General features: G+C 72.8%; 17 protein-coding genes. 8 read left to right on the forward strand and 9 right to left on the reverse strand.

Going from position 1 to position 16,822, the window contains the following annotated elements; translation table 11 throughout:
- Nucleotides 1–1,057: DUF5685 family protein (locus tag ACFQ3T_RS24790; RefSeq protein WP_380726387.1), on the reverse strand; the 1,057-nt coding region annotated here is incomplete at its 3' end.
- Between the two features lie 108 nt (nt 1,058–1,165).
- Between ACFQ3T_RS24790 and ACFQ3T_RS24795 the strand changes: the two genes are divergently transcribed.
- The gene (locus ACFQ3T_RS24795) at nt 1,166–1,678 is read left to right on the forward strand and encodes a DUF402 domain-containing protein (RefSeq protein ID WP_380726416.1); all 513 of its coding nucleotides are present in this window, start codon (nt 1,166–1,168) and stop codon (nt 1,676–1,678) included.
- Nucleotides 1,679–1,814: 136 nt separating this feature from the next.
- A complete protein-coding gene (locus tag ACFQ3T_RS24800; RefSeq protein WP_380726389.1) occupies nt 1,815–2,333 on the forward strand; it encodes a DUF402 domain-containing protein in 519 nt (172 codons plus the stop codon).
- Here the strand turns inward: ACFQ3T_RS24800 and coaE are convergent.
- The 3 genes from coaE to rpsA all read right to left on the reverse strand — a co-directional run bounded on the left by coaE (nt 2,309) and on the right by rpsA (nt 5,960).
- On the reverse strand, nt 2,309–3,484 hold the full coding sequence (gene coaE, locus ACFQ3T_RS24805) for a dephospho-CoA kinase (protein WP_380726390.1): 1,176 nt from the start codon (nt 3,482–3,484) through the stop codon (nt 2,309–2,311). The genes ACFQ3T_RS24800 and coaE overlap by 25 nt on opposite strands.
- A 28-nt stretch (nt 3,485–3,512) precedes the next feature.
- Nucleotides 3,513–4,139, reverse strand: a complete 627-nt coding sequence (locus ACFQ3T_RS24810) for a hypothetical protein (RefSeq protein ID WP_380726392.1) — start codon at nt 4,137–4,139, stop codon at nt 3,513–3,515.
- Nucleotides 4,140–4,463: 324 nt separating this feature from the next.
- The gene (gene rpsA / locus ACFQ3T_RS24815; protein ID WP_360796786.1) at nt 4,464–5,960 is read right to left on the reverse strand and encodes a 30S ribosomal protein S1; all 1,497 of its coding nucleotides are present in this window, start codon (nt 5,958–5,960) and stop codon (nt 4,464–4,466) included.
- Between the two features lie 189 nt (nt 5,961–6,149).
- Here rpsA and ACFQ3T_RS24820 point away from each other — a divergent pair, with 189 nt between their 5' ends.
- The 5 genes from ACFQ3T_RS24820 (at nt 6,150) to ACFQ3T_RS24840 (ending at nt 11,129) form a co-directional block, all read left to right on the forward strand.
- Nucleotides 6,150–6,980, forward strand: a complete 831-nt coding sequence (locus tag ACFQ3T_RS24820; RefSeq protein WP_380726394.1) for a class I SAM-dependent methyltransferase — start codon at nt 6,150–6,152, stop codon at nt 6,978–6,980.
- 10 nt (nt 6,981–6,990) lie between these two features.
- Nucleotides 6,991–7,914 (forward strand): GNAT family N-acetyltransferase, encoded by a 924-nt coding sequence (locus ACFQ3T_RS24825; protein ID WP_380726396.1) that lies wholly within the window; start codon nt 6,991–6,993, stop codon nt 7,912–7,914.
- Between the two features lie 112 nt (nt 7,915–8,026).
- Nucleotides 8,027–8,653: an ATP-binding cassette domain-containing protein gene (locus tag ACFQ3T_RS24830; RefSeq protein WP_380726398.1), complete on the forward strand. Its 627-nt coding sequence runs from the start codon at nt 8,027–8,029 to the stop codon at nt 8,651–8,653.
- On the forward strand, nt 8,650–10,545 hold the full coding sequence (locus ACFQ3T_RS24835) for a YhgE/Pip family protein (RefSeq protein ID WP_380726400.1): 1,896 nt from the start codon (nt 8,650–8,652) through the stop codon (nt 10,543–10,545). Before ACFQ3T_RS24830 ends, ACFQ3T_RS24835 begins: the two co-directional genes overlap by 4 nt.
- Nucleotides 10,542–11,129 (forward strand): TetR/AcrR family transcriptional regulator, encoded by a 588-nt coding sequence (locus ACFQ3T_RS24840; protein WP_380726402.1) that lies wholly within the window; start codon nt 10,542–10,544, stop codon nt 11,127–11,129. Before ACFQ3T_RS24835 ends, ACFQ3T_RS24840 begins: the two co-directional genes overlap by 4 nt.
- A 102-nt stretch (nt 11,130–11,231) precedes the next feature.
- Here the strand turns inward: ACFQ3T_RS24840 and ACFQ3T_RS24845 are convergent, their stop codons facing one another.
- From ACFQ3T_RS24845 to ACFQ3T_RS24865, 5 genes are all read right to left on the reverse strand, one after another.
- Complete coding sequence (locus tag ACFQ3T_RS24845; RefSeq protein WP_380726404.1) at nt 11,232–11,843, reverse strand: Rossmann-fold NAD(P)-binding domain-containing protein; 612 nt, start codon at nt 11,841–11,843, stop codon at nt 11,232–11,234.
- On the reverse strand, nt 11,840–12,436 hold the full coding sequence (locus ACFQ3T_RS24850; protein WP_380726406.1) for a P-loop NTPase family protein: 597 nt from the start codon (nt 12,434–12,436) through the stop codon (nt 11,840–11,842). Before ACFQ3T_RS24850 ends, ACFQ3T_RS24845 begins: the two co-directional genes overlap by 4 nt.
- A 433-nt stretch (nt 12,437–12,869) precedes the next feature.
- Nucleotides 12,870–14,168, reverse strand: a complete 1,299-nt coding sequence (locus tag ACFQ3T_RS24855; RefSeq protein ID WP_380726408.1) for a Gfo/Idh/MocA family protein — start codon at nt 14,166–14,168, stop codon at nt 12,870–12,872.
- Between the two features lie 112 nt (nt 14,169–14,280).
- Nucleotides 14,281–15,582 carry an alpha/beta hydrolase gene (locus tag ACFQ3T_RS24860; RefSeq protein ID WP_380726410.1) on the reverse strand — a complete coding sequence of 434 codons (1,302 nt, stop codon included), beginning with the start codon at nt 15,580–15,582 and terminating at the stop codon, nt 14,281–14,283.
- 14 nt (nt 15,583–15,596) lie between these two features.
- Nucleotides 15,597–16,085: a GNAT family N-acetyltransferase gene (locus tag ACFQ3T_RS24865; RefSeq protein WP_380726412.1), complete on the reverse strand. Its 489-nt coding sequence runs from the start codon at nt 16,083–16,085 to the stop codon at nt 15,597–15,599.
- Nucleotides 16,086–16,177: 92 nt separating this feature from the next.
- On the opposite strand from ACFQ3T_RS24865, the gene ACFQ3T_RS24870 reads away from it, so the two are divergent.
- The gene (locus tag ACFQ3T_RS24870) at nt 16,178–16,621 is read left to right on the forward strand and encodes a winged helix-turn-helix transcriptional regulator (RefSeq protein WP_380726414.1); all 444 of its coding nucleotides are present in this window, start codon (nt 16,178–16,180) and stop codon (nt 16,619–16,621) included.
- Nucleotides 16,622–16,822: the final 201 nt, after the last annotated feature.

Here is a 16,822-nt window from a genome sequence, read left to right on the forward strand (position 1 = left end):
CGGGAGGCGGCACGTGGCCCTGGTACGGAGGCTGCGCGCCGTGCGGGCCGTGCTGCGCCGGGGGCGGGTACATGCCGGGCGCGGGCTGCCAGCCGGGCGGCGGCTGCGGGGTGTGCGCCTCGGGGGTGTGTGAGTGGAGGATGTGTGAGTCGAGGTCGTCCGCCTCGATGATGTCCGTTCCGGAAGCGCGCGCGGCCCGCGTGTGCGTGTGCGGGTCGCCGAACGCCCGCCGGATCGACTCCTGCACCTCGTGCACCAGCAGCACGTGCACCAGCCGGTCGTCGGCGAAGTCGACTTCCCGCATCGCGAGCGTGATGCCCAGCGCCGCGTCGTCGCACAGCCGCCGGGCCTCGTCCACCGTCGTCCCGGTCGCGACCAGCGGGTTCCACGCGCCGGACGCCCGGTCGTCCGCCAGGTCCTCCACGGCGTCCAGCAGGTGCGCCAGCCGTCCGAACAGGCGGCCGACCTCGCGCAGCGGCGCGGCGTTGCCCGGACGCCCGGCCAGCACGGCGGTCTGCGCCACGGCCTCGCCCGCCGCGGTCTCGGTCGGCTCGGTCACCGCGAGCACGGACGAGCCGAGCCCGGCCGCCGCCTCAACGTCGGACTGGCGCTTCACCGCGTCCACCAGGACCGCCGTGTCGAACCCCAGGTCGAGGCCCGTCTCCGACGCCTGCGCCGCCCACCGCCGCGCGACCTGCCTGCCCACGCCCCGCATCGGGGCCCGCGCGAACACGCCGTCGCCGTCGGACACGTGGTCGCCGACCTTCGCCGACGCCAGCACCAGGGACACCGACGCGGCCAGGCGCGCGCCCGTGGGCACGGCGACGTCCGCCGCCTGCATGCCGCGCAGGGCGCACGGCCCCGCGGACCGCCGCGACCGACCGGCCTGCGCCTCCACCAGGGCGGAGATGACCAGGCCGTCGTAGTTGGTGACCACGCGGGCGAGGTGGCCGTGGTCGTCGCGCAGCGCCAGGCACAGCCCGCACAGGTGCGCCAGCCACGACTCGCGCAGCTCGGGGCCCAGGCGGTTGCGGCACGGGCGGATGATGCCGAACATGGCGGGAAGACTAAGCGATCATCCTACTTTTGGGTGACAGAACTGGGTGTTCGGCCGGTGCCGATGCCTAAAGTCGGGCCTGTGACGTCGAGTGCCGCCGGGACCCGCATGCACATCCACCCGCCGAAGATCGAGTACTTCGACCTCGACGCGAAGAGCAACACCGATCCCAAGGGCCACCTGCGCGGGGTCGAGGAGTACCGACTCACGCGGCACGGCCTGTACATGTCGCGCCCGGTGCCGGGGCACCCGCGCCTGTCGCACTTCGAGTCGTGGCTGCTGCCCGCGCACGGCCTGCGCGTCACCCGCCAGTCGTGGCACCCGGGCCACGAGCGCGACTACGACCTGTACGTCGACGTGGTCGAGATCAGTTCGAGCGGGTCGGTGTGGAAGACCGTCGACCTGTACCTGGACCTGGTCGTCCGCACGGGACGCAGCGTGACCGTGCTCGACACGGACGAGTTGCTGACCGCACTCGACCAGGGCCTCATCCAGCCGGACCGGGCACAGTGGGCGTTGGAGACGACGTACCGCGCGGTCGCCGGGATCGCGGCGCACGGGCACGACGTCGTCCGCTGGCTGGCGGCCTGCGGAACGATCACCACGTGGCGTCAGCGGTAATACAGACGGTCACACTCGCTGGTCAACCGCCATCCGAGTCCGTCACCCGATAGTGATCCGGCCCTACGCAGACCGTGATGTAACGAATCGATCCGCGTAGTTACCCGCAGCACACTTCCGGCTACCCTCGGGTCGCGTGGGAGCGGTCATCACACCTCAGCTGGTCGACGTTGTCGACACCGTCAGCGCTGTTCGGAGCTACTCCAGCGGCACGTCGAGGCACCTCTCCACCTGTCGGGTGGAGCACTGGGGCCTGCGGCTCGAATGCCCCACCCCGGACGACCCGTTCTCCGACTCCGAGGTCACCTGGTTGATGCCCGACCTGGGGCTCCGGCTGACCCACCACCGACCCCGGTCGCGCCACGCGCGCAGCGGCCCGAGCGTGCTCAGCGCAGTCCGCGTGCAGCGCGACGGCCGCTGGTGGCGCACCACCGACCTCCTTCTGGGCCTCGCCGTGCCGGGCGGCACGACGGCGCGGATCGTGCGCTCGGAGGAGTTCGCCGCCGCCGTCGCCGGGCGCGTGCTGGGCCCCGACGACGCCGACCAGGCGTTGCGGACCGTGCACCGCACGCTGGAGGAGGTCAGCCTGCACCGGCACGACCTCGGCACGTGGCTCACCCACCGGGGCATCTACGACGTGTGGCCGTCCCTGTAGAACGCGTCCATGCGCGCGGTCGCCGCGTCCATCCACGGCTCCTTGGCGTCGCCGTACGCGAAACCGTCCGCATCACCTCTGTGCCGCTCCGACAGCTCCCGCTTGACCGCCGCGTACTCGTCCCGCGCCCGTGCGTCGGCGCGCAGCCAGTCGCGGAACCGCATCGCCCACGTCCACCCCGGACCGCCCTCCACGCGGACGTGCAGGTTGACCCGCCGCCCGGGGTCCGCGCCCGCGTGCAGCCTCTTCAGCCACCGCGACTGGTCGTCGCCTCCGTGCCTGACGGTGTCCTCGCCGATGCCGAGGCCCGGGAACCCGGCCTGGGTCAGCGCCTCCTCCAGCTCCGCCGCCTCGTCGAGCGACGTCACGGCCAGCTGGAAGTCCAGCACGTCCTTCGCCGCGAGCCCCGGCACGGACGTCGAGCCGATGTGCTCCACCCGGCGCCCGCCCGCGGCGAGCCGGATGCGGGCCGCGACCCGTGCCGCCTGCACCGGCCACGTCTCGTCGTACGGCACCACGATCGGCGGACCCGACGCGTGGCGGCGCAGGCGGACGTTCGCCTCGTACCGCACCAGCCGGTCCGCCCACAGCGCGTCCACCCGCGCCAGCACCAGGTCGGGCGTGCCGGAGTTGTCCAGCCACACGTCCGCGACGGCACGCCGGCGGTCGTCGTCGGCCTGGGCGGCGATGCGGCGGCGCGCGTCGTCCTCGGCCATGCCCCGGCCGCGCAGCCGCGCCAGCCGCTGGTCCACGTCCGCGTGGACGATCAGCACCAGGTGGTAGAGCGGCGCCATCTCCTTCTCGACCAAGAGCGGGACGTCGTGCACGACGATCGCGTCCTCGGGCGCCGCGGCGATCAGCTCGGCCGTGCGGGCGGCGATCCTCGGGTGCGTGATGCCGTTGAGGGTGGCGAGGGCCTGCTCGTCGCCGAACACCTTCGCCGCGAGCGCCGCGCGGTTGAGGGCGCCGTGGGCGTCGAGGACGTCCTCGCCGAACGCCGCGACGACCTCGCGGAGCCCGTCGGTGCCCGGTTCGACCACCTCGCGGGCCAGCCGGTCGGCGTCGATGACGACCGCGCCGTGTTCGGCCAGGCGGCGTGCCACCGTCGACTTGCCCGACCCGATTCCCCCGGAGAGCCCCACGCGCAACATGGCGTCCAGCCTGCCACGTGAAGGATCTTCAGGCTTCCTCGACCGGGGTCATGGACTGCTGGGCGATGGCGGCGAGGAACGCGCCCACCGCGTCGTCCGGCACGACACCGGCCTTGACCCGGGCCACGAACGTCGTCTTGCCGAGGGAGCCCATGAGCAGCCGCTCGTCCTTGGTGGTGACCAGGGAGCCCTTGTGCTTGCTCACGTCGACCTGGGTGACGGTGGCGCCGTCCTCGCGTTCGGCGGTGACGCTCTCGGTGACCCGGCCGGACGCGGTGGGCGCGTCCACGTAGGAGGCGAGGCCGACGACGACGGGCGCGGCGGCGAGGGGCTGGCGCTCGCCCACGCCGTAGTAGCAGTCGATCTTGCCGGTGCGGCCGAGCGACGGCTCGGGGATGCCGATGATCGTCTTCAGCTCACCGGGGAGCTCGCGGCCGAGGCGCTGGTGCAGGACCTCCACGGGGACGACCAGCTCGCAGTCGTCCGGCAGCGGGCGGTCCACCATCTGGGGGACGCGGCTGAACGACGTGGGCGGCACGATCGTCGGGATCCGCGGGTTCGGCACGGCCGGCGGTGTCACGGTCGAGCACGCCGTGACCGTCGAGCCCAGGGCCACCGCCACCGCCACCGCCGCCATCACCGCACGCACGCCCATAGGGCTCTCAACTTAGCGCACGGCAACCACTCCGCACGGCGATCAACCGCCACGGGGGATGCCGCGGGAGGTGGTGTGCGGCGCCGGTTTCCGGCGGTCGGTGGCGGTGTCCGCGACGCGGTGATCGCCGTGGTGATCGCGGCGGCGGGCTCGGCGGTGGTTCGGACCACGCTTCGGGGTGGGCCGCCGGGCGCTTCGGCCCGCTGCGCCGCCGCCGAACGTCGTGAGAGAGGCCGGAACGACGGTCGCCCCCCGCCCGGAGTGGGCGAGGGGCGACCGTGGTCACTCAGTCAGCCGACGAGGTGCGTCGGCCGGTCGTGCCTGTCAGGCGCCGCCCGACAGCTTCTCGCGCAGCGCGGCGAGCTGCTCGTCGCTCGCCAGGGTGCCGCCGGCCTGGGCCGGGGCGCCCGTGCTGGACGACGTGGCGGCAGCCGGGGCGTCGCCACCGGAGGAGTAGTTGGTCTCCCCCGCGGCCTCTTCCTCGGCCGCGGCGGCCTTGGCGACCTGCTTCATGTGGGCCTCGTAGCGCGTGTGGGCCTCGGCGTACTGACGCTCCCACTCCTCGCGCTGCTTGTCGAAGCCTTCCTGCCACTCCTGGGTCTCCGGGTCGAAGCCCTCGGGGTAGATGTAGTTCCCCTGGTCGTCGTACTCGGCGGCCATGCCGTACTGGGTCGGGTCGAACTCGGAGTCGACCGTGAAGCCCTCGTTGGCCTGCTTCAGCGACAGCGAGATCCGGCGACGGTCGAGGTCGATGTCGATGACCTTCACCATGACGTCGTCGCCGACCTGCACGACCTGCTCCGGGATCTCGACGTGGCGCTCGGCCAGCTCGGAGATGTGGACCAGGCCCTCGATGCCCTCGTCGACCCGGACGAACGCGCCGAACGGAACCAGCTTGGTGACCTTGCCCGGCACGATCTGGCCGATCGCGTGGGTGCGGGCGAACTGGCGCCACGGGTCTTCCTGCGTCGCCTTGAGCGACAGCGACACGCGCTCGCGCTCCATGTCGACGTCCAGGACCTCGACCGTGACCTCCTGGCCGACCTCGACGACCTCGGACGGGTGGTCGATGTGCTTCCAGGACAGCTCCGAGACGTGCACGAGGCCGTCCACGCCACCCAGGTCCACGAAGGCGCCGAAGTTGACGATGGAGGACACGACGCCCTTGCGGACCTGGCCCTTCTGCAGCTGGTTGAGGAACTCGCTGCGGACCTCGGACTGGGTCTGCTCCAGCCACGCGCGGCGGGACAGGACCACGTTGTTGCGGTTCTTGTCCAGCTCGATGATCTTCGCCTCGAGCTCCCGGCCGACGTACGGCTGGAGGTCGCGGACGCGGCGCATCTCGACGAGCGAGGCGGGGAGGAAGCCGCGCAGACCGATGTCCAGGATCAGGCCGCCCTTGACGACCTCGATGACGGTGCCCTTGACGGGCTCGTCCTTCTCCTTGAGGGCCTCGATGGTGCCCCAGGCGCGCTCGTACTGGGCGCGCTTCTTGGAGAGGATCAGCCGGCCTTCCTTGTCCTCCTTCTGGAGAACAAGAGCCTCGACCTCGTCACCGACCTTGACAACCTCGTTGGGGTCGACGTCGTGCTTGATCGACAACTCGCGCGAGGGGATGACGCCCTCGGTCTTGTAGCCGATGTCGAGCAGGACCTCGTCCCGGTCGACCTTGACGATGGTGCCTTCGACGATATCGCCATCGTTGAAGTACTTGATGGTCTTGTCGATGGCGGCGAGGAAGTCCTCCTCCGTCCCGATATCGTTGATAGCGACCTGCTTCGGCGCAGCGGCAACCGGGACAGTGGTGGTGTCGGTGGACATTAGGTAGGTGGCTCCGGTACGGATTGGGGTTTAGGCCTGCGGGTTCAACGCTACGCGGAGGGCACGCCACCACCGCGAAGACCGACTCACCAGGTGTTCACCGATCAGGACAGCGCGAACCCACTACGCGGGCGATATCGTACGCGGCTCGGCGACGACCGGGCAAACCGGTCCCTTGAATGGAGCAGTGTGTCCGACCAGCACGCGAGCGCGGAACAGGCGCTCGGCACCACCGGCATCGCCAAGCGGGGCGTGGACGCGGCCGAGTCGCGGGCGGCCAACCGGATGTGGTGGGACGCCGACGCCGACGACTACCACGCCGAGCACGGCGACTTCCTGGGCGCGGCCGACTTCCTCTGGTGCCCGGAGGGGGTCCGCGAGGAGGAGGTCGGCTACCTCGGCGACCTGCGCGGACGCCGGGTGCTGGAGGTCGGCTGCGGCTCCGCGCCGTGCGCGCGGTGGCTGACGTCGCGGGGCGCCCGCGCGGTGGCGTTCGACATCTCGGCGGGGATGCTGCGGCACGCGGTGGCGGCGAACGAGGCGACCGGCGTGGCCGTGCCGCTGGTGCAGGCCAGCGCGGACCAGCTGCCGTTCGCGGCGGGCAGCTTCGACGCGGCCTGCTCGGCGTTCGGAGCGGTGCCGTTCGTGGCGGACGTGGGCGAGGTGTTCCGCGAGGTCGCGCGGGTGCTGCGACCGGGCGCGCCGTGGGTGTTCTCGGTGACTCACCCGATCCGGTGGATTTTCCCGGACGACCCCGGGCCGGGCGGGCTGACCGTCACCCAGTCGTACTTCGACCGCACGCCGTACGTCGAGGTGGACGACTCGGGTCGGGCCACGTACGTGGAGCACCACCGGACCACCGGGGACTACGTGCGGGCGCTCGTCGGCGCGGGCCTGGAGCTGGTCGACGTGGTGGAGCCGGAGTGGCCCGCCGGGCACACCCGCACGTGGGGCCAGTGGAGCCCGCTGCGCGGCCGGCTGTTCCCGGGCACCGCGATCTTCCGCACGCGCAAGCCGTAGCCTGCCTGTCATGACCGTCGGTCAAGGGCTGATGGAGGCGCAGAGCGCGCGCTTCGCGAGCGTCGACCCGTTGCTGCCGTCGGTGGCCGCGCCGCCGGAGGGCGACGTCATCACCGCCGCGCTGCCGGACGGCACGCGGGTCGCCGGCGTGCTGAGCCGCCAGGTGCACGACCGGCGGTCCCCCGCGCGGCTGTGGTCGGCCACCGAGGTGTGGGAGCTGACGCCGCTGCTGGGCGCGGCGTGCGCGGCGGGCATGGACGCGCTGCTGCGCGCGTGGCGCAAGCGGCTGGACCTGCTGGGACCGGCCGAGCGCGACTCGGCGTGCGTGCTGACCTGGCCGAGCCGGGACGCGGAGGCGACCAGGGCGCTGCTGGACCACGGGCTGGTGCCGTTGACGGTGATCGCCGTCCGGCAGGCGCCCGCGCCGCAGGTCACGGGCGGCGCGGTCATCCGCCGGGCCACGCCCGCGGACCTGGAGACGGTGCTGACGCTGGCGCTGGCCGAGCTGCGCTACTCGTCCATGGTGGGTTCGACGGTGCACCGGCCGGACGCGGTGGAGCTGAAGCGGCGGACGTTGGCCGAGCGGCTGGCGGCGGGCGGTCCGGCGTGGCTGGCCGAGCGGGACGGCATCGCGGTGGCGCTGGCGGAGTGCGCGGTGGTGACGTCGGAGCCGGGCAACGCCACGTCGACCAGGCTCCCCCACGGCCGCTGGGGTTACGTGAACTGCGTGTCGGTGCTGCCGGGCGCGCGGGGCGTCGGACTGGGCCGGCAGCTCATGGCCCACGCGCACCGCGAGTTGCAGCGCCTCGGCACGGTCGGCACCTACCTCTACTACAACCCGCCGAACCCGCTGTCGTCGGTGTTCTGGCCGCGCCAGGGTTACCGCCCGCTGTGGACGATGTGGGAGGTCCGCCCCGCCGGGGCGCTCCGCTGAGCCCACCCCGGCCACCCCGCCGGGTCGCGAATCACACCGCCCCGAGTTGTGGGCCGCCCTCTTCGCGCGCCACTATTTGTACTGACCGGTCAGTTCAAGTAGGAGGTTCGCGGTGGAGATCCACGCTCGCCGCGTCGGCGTCACCGGCCCGCACGGCCCGGTGCTGAAGCCGACGTCCCTGCTGGTCAAGCCGGGCGAGCTGGTGTTGGTCGCCGGTCCGCCCGGCGCGGGCCACACCGCCCTCGGACTCGTGCTGTCCGGTCGGATGCGCCCGACGACCGGCGAGGTCGCCCCGTCCGCCGCCGAGCTGCGCGAGCACGTCGTGCTGGTGGACTCCCCCGACGTCAGCGAGCCCGAGGCGGCGCTGTCGCTGGCCGGCGTGGTCGGCGAGGAACTGGCCATGAACGGCGCCCGCAGCGGGCGCAAGGCCGTCGCCGACTGGCTGACCGAGCGGGACGCCGACGCGTACCTCGACCACCGGTTCGAGCAGGTCCCGGCCGCCACCCGGTGCGCGTTGATGCTGGACCTGGCCGCCGGCCGCCCCGGCGCGCGGGCGCTCGTGCTGGACAGCCCCGACCGCTACCACGGCGACCCCGCGGGCTGGTGGGAGCTGGCGCGCCGGCACGTCACGCCCGACCGGTCCGTCGTCGCCCTCTGCACCACGACCACCGCCGCCGCCCTGGGGACCGTCCCCGCCGCGCGGATCGGCGCCGACAACGTCCCCGAGGAGTCCGAGTGACCGCCGTCCGGATGGCGCTCAACGAGCTGCGCCGGGTCACCTCCGGCACGCTGCCGAAGCTGGCCGTGGTGGCTTTGACGCTGGTCCCGCTGCTGTACGCGGCGCTGTACCTGTACGCGAACGACGACCCGCACGCGCACCTCGACCAGGTGCCCGCCGCGCTCGTCGTGGAGGACGAGGGCGCGACCGCGAGCGACGGCACGCGCCTGGACGCGGGCCGCGACGTCGCCGAGGAGCTCGTGGCCGGCGACCGGTTCGACTGGCGCCGCGTGAACGCCGCCGAGGCCGAGGAGGGCGTGCGCGACGGGACGTACACGTTCGCGCTGACCCTGCCCGGGGACTTCTCCCAGGCGCTCCTGTCGCCGGGCGACTTCACGCCGCGGCCGGGCGTGATCGTGCTGACCACCAACGACGCCAACAACTACCTCGGCTCGACCATCGCCAACCAGGTCGTCGCCGAGGTGCGGCGGTCGGTGTCCGCGCGGGTCGGCGCGGAGGCCGCGGACAAGCTGCTGCTCGGCTTCTCGACGATCCGGCAGAAGACCGCCGAGGCCGCCGACGGCGCGACGAAGCTCGCCACCGGCCAGCAGGACGCCCACGACGGGGCCCGGCAGCTCGCGGACGGGACCGTGCCGCTGGCCGACGGCGCGTCCCGGGTGTCGACCGGGCTCACCGCGTTGCGCGACTCGACGGCCGACCTGCCGCGGCGGTCGCAGCAGCTCGCGGACGGCGCGCGGCAGGTGGCCGACGGCAACGAGACCGTCGCCAGGACCGCCGAGGACTACGCCGCCAAGGCGCAGGACGTCGTCACCCGGCTCGACACCGTGAACGGGGACGTGGCCGCGCGCCTGCGTGCGCTCGGGTTCTCCGAAGAAGAAGTGCGCCGCGTGCTCGGCGCGTTGGGCGAGGCCCGCAAGCCCGTGGACGACGCCAACGCCAAGGTCCAGGGCACCGCCGGGCAGCTGCGGACGTTGGCGGACGGCGCGCGGCAGGTGTCCGACGGCGCGGCCGCGCTCGCCGCGAGCACACCCGAGCTGACCAGCGCGATCACCCGGTTGAACGACGGCGCGGCGCAGGTCGCGTCGGGAGCCGGGCAGGCCCGGGACGGCGCGGCGCGGCTGCGTGACGGGTCGGAGCAGCTCGTGGACGGCTCCGCCCGGCTCCGCGACGGGCTGGCGGCGGGCGTCGCGGAGATCCCGAACCCCGACGACCCGACCCGCGAGTCGACCGCGCGGACGATCGGCGACCCGGTGACCGTGCGCGGCGTGAGCCAGACGTCCGCGGGCAGCTACGGCGCGGGCCTGGCCCCGTTCTTCCTCGGGCTCGCGACGTGGATCGGCGCGTTCGTGCTGTTCCTGCTGCTCAGGCCACTGTCCCGACGTGGTCTCGCGGGCGGGCAGTCGCCGCTGCGGGTGGCGTTGGGCGGGTGGCTGCCCGGTGCGCTCCTGGGGGCGGCACAGGTCGTGGTGATGTTCGCGGTGGTCACGCTGGTCGTGGACATCCGACCCTCGCACCCCGTGGGGGCGCTGGCGTTCCTGCTGCTGGTGTCGGCGACGTTCGTGGCGGTGCTGCACGCGCTGAACGCCCTGTTCGGCGCGGTCGGCAAGTTCATCGGGCTGGTGCTGCTGATCCTCCAGCTCGTCAGCGCGGGCGGCACGTTCCCGTGGCAGACCATCCCCGTGCCGCTGTACCCGCTGCACCACGGGCTGCCCATGAGCTACGCCGTGGACGGGCTGCGGCACCTCATGTACGGCGGATCGCTGGGCGGCGTCGGCCTGGACGCCCTGGTCCTCGTCGGCTACCTCGTCGCGGGCCTTGCCTTGGCGACGCTCGCCGCGTACAAGCAGCGGGTGTGGACCCCGTCTCGCCTCAAGCCCGAACTGGTGCTGTGACCCGCCCCGGCCGCACCGCGGCCACCAAGCAGAAGCTGTTCGACGCCGCGCTGCGGCTCGTCGGCGAGCGGGGCGCGGCGAGCGTCACCGTGGACGAGATCGCGGCCGAGGCCGGGGTCGCGAAGGGCACCGTCTACTACAACTTCGCCAGCAAGGACGCGCTGGTGGACGCCCTGCTGCGGCACGGCGTCGACCTGCTCGCGGCACGGCTGAAGGTGGCCGAGGAGGAGGACGACACGGCGTCGGCGATGGCGTCGCTGGTGGACGGGATGCTCGGGTTCTTCGCCGAGTACCCGGCGTTCGGGCAGCTGCTCGTGTCCGAGCTGTGGCGGACCCCCGGCCAGTGGCACGGCACGTTGAGCCTGCTGCGCGACGACATCGTGTCCATCGTGCGGGGGCAGATGCAGCGGTTGGCCGACACGGGTCGGCTGCCCGAGGGCGTGCAGGTGGGGACGGCGTCGGCCGCGTTGTTCGGCACGCTGCTGGTGATCGCGCTGGACTGGCAGGTGTTCCAGCCCGAGCGCAGCCTCGCCGACGTGCGGGAGTCGGTGTTGTCGCTGGTGCGGGGGCTGCGGCCGAGCTAGGCCTCACCGGCAGGGTGGTCGACCCCGGTGCGGAGGTTGCCGGTCGTCCTCCGCACCGGGCCCGCGGTACTGCTGGTGCCGTTTCGGCCGGCGCCGTCACGGCTAGTGGCGCATCACCCAGGTGTCGACCTCGCCGACCTGGTGGATCGAGGGCGGCCGGCCGTCGAGCGCGCGGTGGACCGCTTCGAGCACGCCGACCGACGTCTCCTCGTGGCTGAGCCAGCGGGTGCTGCCGCCGTGCCGCACGAACCCCAGCACCACCTGCTGGGTCGGGTGGCCGTCCAACGCCGGGTCGGGCACGCCGCGCACCGGGTGGATCGCGCCGCTGTCGTGCACCTCGACGACCGGGGCGTGCGGGGCGAGGAGGGGTGCGACGGCCTTCAGCACGGCGTCCCGGTAGCTCGCGTGCACCCACGCCACCAGCAGGTCCGCGGGGCGTTCCATCACCGCCTCGACCCGTTCCGCCAGCTCCTGCGGCCGGGTCCAGTCGGCGACCACCGCCACCCGCGAGCCGTCTCTTCGCCCGTCCGCGTCCGTCCGGCTGACCTGCGGGACGTGGCCGCCGCCGCGCAGCGCCGCCTTCGCCGCGCGTCCCAACGCCGGGTCGGGCCGGCGGCTGGGGAGCACCACCTGCCAGCCCTGGGCCACCAGCTCCTCCGCGCAGCCCTTCAACATGCCGGTGCCACCGAGCACCAGCGCCGTCCGCTCACTCATCGCACCGACTCCTCGCCGCGTTCGGCGGCCCGTCGCAACGGGCCTGACCGCCATTGGTCGACCTCGCGCTGCCCGCGCAACCGCACCACCGCGAGCCGGTCGCCGTGCTCGCCCCGGAGGACGGCGCGGACCCGCTCCGCGGTGCGGTTGTGCGACTTCCACGCCCACCGCAGCAGGTGCTCCGGATCGGTGAAGACCGTGCGCAGGGGCGGTTCCACGTTGCCGTTCCACAGCTCTTGGCGGCGGAACCGGCGCACCGCCGTCCGCACCGCCACCCGCCGCATCACGACGTGCCGGGGGTGGTCCAACCAGACCAACGTGTCGGCGTGCGCCAACAACACCGGACGCGCCGCCCGGTACTGCCACTCCGTCGCCCACGCGTGACGTTTCACGAACCGCCGGACGTCGTCCTCGAACTCCGGCCGGGGCGTCCACTGTGGACCGTGGAAGAGCGAGTCCATCTCCACATAGGACAGGCCGAGGGTGCGCGCGACGAGGCTCGCCATGGTCGACTTCCCCGAGCCCGACGTGCCGGCCACGAGCACCCGGCGCGGCGGATGCGGCAACTCGTCGGCTGGTCCCAAGAGCGGCACCGAGTCAGGCTACCGCCGCACCGCAAGTCTTTCGGAGCAAGCTCCATGATCACCCAAACGTGCGAACCGCGCGGCCGGTGGCACCGTTTCAGCTGTGTGAAACGTTGCCGGGAGAGAAGGAGGCGGCGGCGGGGCGGCCCAGGCTGGGAGGCGAACCCGAGGCGGCCCTGGCCCGAGGGCCGATGCGAGCGACGAGCGCGCCACGAGCGCGACGAGCGCGAGCGGACGGCGCTGGGGAGCACGGTGGCTGGCGAGCACGGGGAGGGCTGGCAGGCCGAACCCAACGACGGAAAGCCCTGCTCAGCGACGGGAAGATCCAAGCCGGCGGTCCGGCGCGCCCAGTCGGGGAGTCAAGCGCGCCCAGTCGGGGGCGAGCGGGCGGCGGTGGCGAGCGCGCCCAGTGGGGGCGAGCGCGTCCGTGGGGGGTTGGGGGTTAGCGGAGGTCTAGCAGGTCCACCACGCGGACTGGGGTGGCTGATTCGAGGCTGCGGTTGGCGGCGAAGCCGGTGAGCAGCGAGAGGGCGCCGTCTCGGTGGGTGGCCTGGCGGCCGAGCGGGTCGGGTGGGGGCGGTGGGCCGTAGAGGACGCCGGTCATCCGGGCGTCGGCGCCGCCGTGGCCTGCGCCTCCCGGCGGGAGGGGGATCTCCTCGGCTCGGCCGAACAGGGGCTGGACGGTCAGGCGGGTCGAGGAGGCTTCCGGGTTGGGCGCTTTGCCGTGGACCGCGGGTTGCTGGCCGCTGACCCAGGTGTTCTCGACGACCTCGAGTTCGAGCCTGCCCCGGCTGCCGTTGACCATCAGCCGGTAGCCCTCCCAGGGTGAATAGGCGGTGAGGTGGTAGGTCAGGTTGGCGCCGTTCGCGTAGCGGACCAGCACCGACAGGTCGTCCTCAATGGACACGCCGGGCGCGAACGGGTTCTGGTCGCGGTGGTAGCCGTCGTGGTGCTCGGCGTCGAGGTAGAGGCGGCGGAGCCAGGGGTCGCGGTCGATGTGCAAGGCGAACGGGTCGGTCAGGGCGTCCGGCGAGCCGTGGACGCGCTCGTACGGCCGGTGGTGGCCGTGGCGCTTGCCGTTCTCCTCCCCGTAGAAGAAGAGCCTGCCCTGCGCGTACACGACCTCCGGCGCGGAGTCGACCCACCAGTTGAGCAGGTCGAAGTGGTGCGTCGACTTGTGCACCAGCAGGCCGCCGGAGTTCGCCTTGTCCCGGTGCCAACGGCGGAAGTAGTCGGCGCCGTGGCGCACGTCCAGCAGCCACTCGAAGTGCACTGAACCGATCTCGCCGACGGCGCCGCCCATCAGCAGCTCGCGGACCTTCTCGTGCACCGGGTTGTACCGGTAGTTGAACGCGACGGTCACCTGCCCGTCGTTGCGCTCCACCGCGTCGAAGACCTTGCCGACGCTCGGCGCGTCGACCGTCATCGGCTTCTCGGTGACGACGTCGCACCCGGCGTCCAGCGCCTCCACGATGTACGTGACGTGGTGCCGGTCGACGGTGGTGACGACCACGACATCCACCCGCTCGGCCTCGATCATGCGGAGGAAGTCCTCGGCGGCGTAGGTCGGCACGGGGCGGTGGTGGCGGGCTCGCAGGCGGTCGTTGTGGGCGGCCATGCGGGAGGGGTTCACGTCGCAGAACGCGACCAGCTCGCCGTGCTCGGTGTGCTGGACGATCGCGTCGACGTGCTGCTCGGCCCTCGCCCCGGTCCCGACGACCGCGTACCGCCTGCGTGCCATTCCTGCTACCCCCGAGAAGCGATGGTAAGCGCTTTCCGCAACGACGACGCCACGTTAGCCGGGAGGGTCCAGGTCACGTCAAGCGTTCAGGTCGCGCCGCGCGACCTGGGCGTCAGCAGGCCGGGAAGAGGCGGCGGGTCGTGTTGGGCGCCGTGTAGGCGGTGGGGTCGGTGAACTGGCACCCGTAGTTCGGCGCGGCCACGACGGCGGGGTCGTCCACGACGTCGGCGGCGGGCCGGCGGCCGGTGTCGGCCCACGTCACCAGGTCGTCCCACGCCCGCCCGACCTCGTTCGGGCTGAACTCGCAGTGGTTGACGGCACGGATAGCGCGCTGCGCCAGCAGGTGGCCGCGGCCGTTGCGCTGGACGTCCCGCTTGTAGATCTGCTCCATGGAGAACGGCACGAACAGGTCGCCGAGGTCGTGCAGCGAGAGCACCGGAGCGGTGGGGCGGCCGGCGATGGCCGGCACCTCGGTGAGCCTCGGCGTGAGCCTCGCCTTGAGGTTCTCCGGCAGGACGCGCTGGACCTCGCGGTTCACGTCGACCGGCGCGTTCGGCTCGTACCGGGTCACGGCGTTGGTGGCGAGCTGACCGGGGTTGGCCGAGAGGTCGTCGCCCGACGCGTCGGCCGCGACGCCGAACAGGAAGTCCTTCCAGAACGCGAACGCCTGCGCCGCGCCGGGACGAGGGCCGCCGCTGCGGTGGGTGACGACGGCGGCGAACTGCGCGCCGCGCTCGTTGGGCGTGCCGGTGAGGCCGAGTTCCGCCTGGATGCGCGGGACGACGGCGCTGAGGTAGTCGGCGGGGGCGGGCCAGGCGCGGATGCCGCTGATGGCCTGCGCGGTGAGGTTGTAGTCGAGGAAGAAGTCGAACAGCTCGTGGTCGCCGAGCACGCCGCACAGCGGCAGGGCGCCCTGGTAGAAGCCGGGGAACTGCTCCAGCGAGCGCCCGATGACGTGGCCGCCCATGGAGACGCCCGCGATGAACGTGTCCTTGGGCTTGCCGACGAGCTTGTGGAAGTGCCGGGCGAGGGCGTGGGTGCCGCGGACGCCGGCTTCGACGTCGTAGGTGTTGGCGTAGTAGCTGGAGGCGGCCCAGGCGAAGCCCTGGTCGAGGAGTTTCTGGCGGAGGCCGTAGCCGGGCGGGTCGACGGTGAGGACGGTGCTCGCGCCGCGGTAGCCGTGGGCCCACATGGCGAGGCGGCCGTTCCAGTTCGGCGGGACCTCGATGGTGTAGGCGGCGTGCTCGTGGACGCCTTGCAGCACCCGTGACGGTTGGCCGCCGACCTGCGCGGGCGGGAGCGGCGGGTTGTTGATCGTGTAGCCGGGCAGGGGTTGGTCGCCCGGCGGGGTGGCCGCCATCGCCGGCGGTGACAGCAGGACCAGGATGAGCGCCAACCCGAAGACCCGTCGCATACGGGCCATTGTGCTCACCACCGGAGGCCCGCCACCAGGTCCTCGTGGGTCAACTCGAACGTGAGCGGGTACGTCACCCGGACGATGTCGTCCTCGGCCCTGGTGAGGCGCGCGCCGGGGAAGGCGCGGCGGACGAGGTGCAGCATGGGCTGGTTCTCGCCGAGGACGTCGCCGTGCAGCTCGGCGTAGCGCAGGTCGGTGGCGAGGCGGCTGAGCGCGGCGATGAGCTTCGTGCCGACGCCTCGGCGCTGCCAGGGGTCGACGACGGCGAGGGCGATCTCGGCGGCGTCGTCGCCGGTGGCGATGAGTCGGGCGATGCCGATGGGTTGGCGGCGGCACTCGGCGACGACGGCGGCCTTGCGGTGGCCGTCGAGGTCGGTGAGGCGGCGGCGCATGGACGCGGTGAGGCGGGGCACGGGCGCGTGGAAGCGCAGGTAGCGGCTGCGCGGGGACAGGCCGTGGAAGACGGCGTCGACGGCGTCGCCCGCCTCGGCGGAATGCATTTCGCGGACTCTCATGACGGACGCCCCTTGGGTTCGGATTCCGAACCCTACCTGGATTCGTTTTTCGAACGCAAGGGGTATTGTCGGTGGGCATGGCCCCAGTGAAGGTTGCCGACGAGTTGTGCACGGTGTCGCTGCCCGCCGCCCTGCTGGGCGAGCGGTGGACGTTGCTGCTGCTGCGGCAGGCGTTCCTGGGCACGCGGCGGTTCGAGGACTTCCAGTCCTCGATGGACATCTCGCGCAGCGTGCTGACCGAGCGCCTCGGCACGCTCGTCGAGGAGGGAATCCTGCGCCGCGAGGCGTACAAGGACGTGCGGACGCGGTACGAGTACCGGCTGACCGAGAAGGGGCTCGACCTCTACCCCGTGCTGATGGCGCTGCGGAAGTGGGGCGACCGCTGGATGGCGCCGGCCGAGGGGCGGTCGTTCGACCTCCACCACCGCTCGTGCGGCGGCGACGTCGGGGTGCACGTGGCGTGCGAGGAGTGCGGGGCGGAGCTGAGCGCGCGGGACGTCAGCGTCACGCCGCTCCGCTGACCCTCCCCGCGAAATGGCATGACACCGCATCGCCACCGCACGGCCCGCCACGGCTCCGCACGGCCCGGCTCCACACGGCACCGCACCGCACTCACGTCATGACCCGGCTCCGCATGGCACGTCTCCGCATGTCACGGCGCGGCTCCGGCGGGCGGGCGCCGCAGGCCGCGGCACCGCACGGCGGGCACGGCAGGCCGTGGG

Origin of the sequence: Saccharothrix hoggarensis (assembly GCF_042678885.1) — a bacterium.
In the GTDB taxonomy this organism is placed as follows: domain Bacteria; phylum Actinomycetota; class Actinomycetes; order Mycobacteriales; family Pseudonocardiaceae; genus Actinosynnema; species Actinosynnema hoggarensis.

Coding starts and splice junctions, on each gene's coding strand:
- coaE (WP_380726390.1), bottom strand. CDS start 3,484: ATGTTGCGCGTGGGGCTCTCCGGGGGAATCGGGTCGGGCAAGTCGACG.
- ACFQ3T_RS24810 (WP_380726392.1), bottom strand. CDS start 4,139: ATGGGCGTGCGTGCGGTGATGGCGGCGGTGGCGGTGGCGGTGGCCCTG.
- ACFQ3T_RS24865 (WP_380726412.1), bottom strand. CDS start 16,085: ATGCATTCCGCCGAGGCGGGCGACGCCGTCGACGCCGTCTTCCACGGC.
- ACFQ3T_RS24855 (WP_380726408.1), bottom strand. CDS start 14,168: ATGGCACGCAGGCGGTACGCGGTCGTCGGGACCGGGGCGAGGGCCGAG.
- ACFQ3T_RS24845 (WP_380726404.1), bottom strand. CDS start 11,843: ATGAGTGAGCGGACGGCGCTGGTGCTCGGTGGCACCGGCATGTTGAAG.
- ACFQ3T_RS24795 (WP_380726416.1), top strand. CDS start 1,166: ATGCACATCCACCCGCCGAAGATCGAGTACTTCGACCTCGACGCGAAG.
- ACFQ3T_RS24860 (WP_380726410.1), bottom strand. CDS start 15,582: ATGCGACGGGTCTTCGGGTTGGCGCTCATCCTGGTCCTGCTGTCACCG.
- ACFQ3T_RS24870 (WP_380726414.1), top strand. CDS start 16,178: ATGGCCCCAGTGAAGGTTGCCGACGAGTTGTGCACGGTGTCGCTGCCC.
- rpsA (WP_360796786.1), bottom strand. CDS start 5,960: ATGTCCACCGACACCACCACTGTCCCGGTTGCCGCTGCGCCGAAGCAG.
- ACFQ3T_RS24825 (WP_380726396.1), top strand. CDS start 6,991: ATGACCGTCGGTCAAGGGCTGATGGAGGCGCAGAGCGCGCGCTTCGCG.